Source organism: uncultured Planktosalinus sp. (assembly GCF_963973675.1).
Taxonomy (GTDB): Bacteria; Bacteroidota; Bacteroidia; order Flavobacteriales; family Flavobacteriaceae; genus Planktosalinus.
In genome coordinates this window covers 1-2,109 of record NZ_CAXBAN010000417.1, presented here as the reverse complement: position 1 = coordinate 2,109, position 2,109 = coordinate 1, and the positions used below count along the sequence as shown (strand labels likewise).

Here is a 2,109-nt window from a genome sequence, read left to right as displayed (position 1 = left end):
CCACAAAGTGCCGGCAGGTCGGCAGCATCCCCCAGGGTGTAAAGCTGGCAATACTTGGAACCTACCTGTAAACCTTCCTGGAAATTCATGTCTCCTATGAGATACTGGTCATTGCGCTCGGACAGGTAGCAGTACTTTTCAATGATACCCATTGTCCGTTTGCCACTCCAAAGTTCCTTTTCCCGTAACCGGGTCAGTTTCACAAAGCCGCTATCTTCGATGATACGTTTGAACTGACCGGCAGCGTCCAGAAAATCCTGTAACAAGGAGGGCTTCAGCGTTTCTTCCGGTACGATGCTTCTGCGTAGCAGGCTGGAATAGGCAGAAGTTGCGGTTTTGCGGTGAGCCGGTTTTTTGGTCAGCAGGATATAACAGCTATGATCCAGAAAGGGTCGTTCATTAAAAAACCGCTCACTTGCCCGGCTTAAAAAGCTGGTATCCGCTTTGGTAAAATCAGGTTGATGCCCGGTTTGCAGAAACCAGTCCTGTTTATGCAGTACACTGAATTTGGGTAATACCTTAATGGCTTTTACCCAGGCCTGATGAAAAGCTTCATATTCCTGATCGGAAAGGGTAAATATCTCCGGCAGGTCTGCTTTAAACACGACGGTGACATCGCCTTGTTTGCTCAGGATGCAATCGTGTTCCACATCCATAATCGGTAATAGATCATCCAACATTTTTTCCATCTTCATTTTGTTTTTTATCTTTTTAAAAAAGCCCTGCGGCTATTGGATCGGATTGCTTTGGGAACCTGTTTTCGTGCCAGGGTTTTCATAAGTCCGTGTTCCCCGTATTGATGGCTCATTCGGTAGATCTTCATCACCAGCAGGGTTCCTGAGCCGAGAATAACACCGATACATACCAGTGTGGGTAGGCCGATGATATACATGATGGCAAATACGATGAGCAATCCTACCACACCGCCACCCAAATACCAGATATATTGGGCTTTTAATCCCTTAAATTCAATACTGCGGTTAATTCCTTTATTGACCTGATATACACTATTTGCCATACGTTTCTTTTTTTAATGTTACAATCGCATCCTGCTACGGGGACGCTCCGATGCCGAAGCAGCTACCACAGATTCTTTGACGGCATGCCCGTTTGTTTGATGTTCCCCGAGTTTGATAACCGGGGTTTGTTCTTGATCCGGTTCATTGGGTTGGTGTTGCTTTAACTGGTTTTCCTGAATTTTAATAGCAATCTGCCGTTCCAGGTTAGCGAGCTCTGTTTTCAGCTCCCGTAGTTCGTTCTCCTTGGTAAAAGGTTTGGTAGTGAGTTTTTCAATCTTGGGAAGTTCTGTTTTCAGATCGGAAAGGTTCCGCTTATACCGCTCTTTAAGATGCTCCACCCGATCAATGGCATTTAAAAAATGCCGTGCTGCCAACTTCGGATTATCCATATTGGGCAAACCGTTATTGTAGGTATATTTGATCCCCTCACTTTCCCTTTGTGCATAGAAGCTATTGGAATACCGGTATTCGAACAATCCGTTTTCTTCGTAGGCTTCCTGTTGCCTGCGGATGTATAACTGAAAACCGTACAGGTTGCCAATTTTTTCTTCGTGCTGCCCGGCTTGTGGCTTCCAGTTTTGATACAACTGGATAATGTGTTTGCCTATAGCTTCACTGTCCCGACTCGCTGTTCCGTCCAATTGAATGGGGTTGGCTTTGGTACCTTCTTTGGTCATCTGGAGACGGTCTTTATACACGGCTGCATCGGCGGAGATCTTTCCGAGTGTTTTTTCAGTAGAAGCATGATTGTTTTGCAGTTTTTCCAACTGGTATTTATGACGGGTGAGTTCCCTAAAGTGGGAATGTTTCAGGCTTTCCATCACCGCCACTTTCTTTTCCAGTTTGCTTTTTTCCAAAAGGGAGGTATCCCCGGAAAGGATGGCAATATATTCGGAGAAGTTCATACCGCTTTTTTCATCCACAGCCCCTTCATCAATGGTACGGACATTGAGTTCGCTGTTCTTCATTTGGGAAATGAAGGTCTGTTTGTTTTTAAGCAGGTTGAATTTATAATTATCCAGTGATTGCTCCACGGCATAGACATAATTCTGTACCTGATTGCCATAATGTTCTTTGGCAATACGGTTAC

2 protein-coding genes and 1 pseudogene are annotated in these 2,109 nt (G+C 44.9%); all 3 read right to left on the bottom strand.

Annotation, left to right across the window (positions count from 1 at the left end):
* On the bottom strand, nt 1-689 hold a 689-nt coding region (locus tag AACY61_RS12845), incomplete at its 3' end, for a DUF3875 domain-containing protein (protein ID WP_339611979.1).
* Nucleotides 690-703: 14 nt separating this feature from the next.
* The gene (locus tag AACY61_RS12840; protein WP_223091537.1) at nt 704-1,018 is read right to left on the bottom strand and encodes a DUF4133 domain-containing protein; all 315 of its coding nucleotides are present in this window, start codon (nt 1,016-1,018) and stop codon (nt 704-706) included.
* An 18-nt stretch (nt 1,019-1,036) separates the two neighbouring features.
* Nucleotides 1,037-2,109: pseudogene (locus tag AACY61_RS12835) on the bottom strand (DNA methylase); the annotation flags it as partial.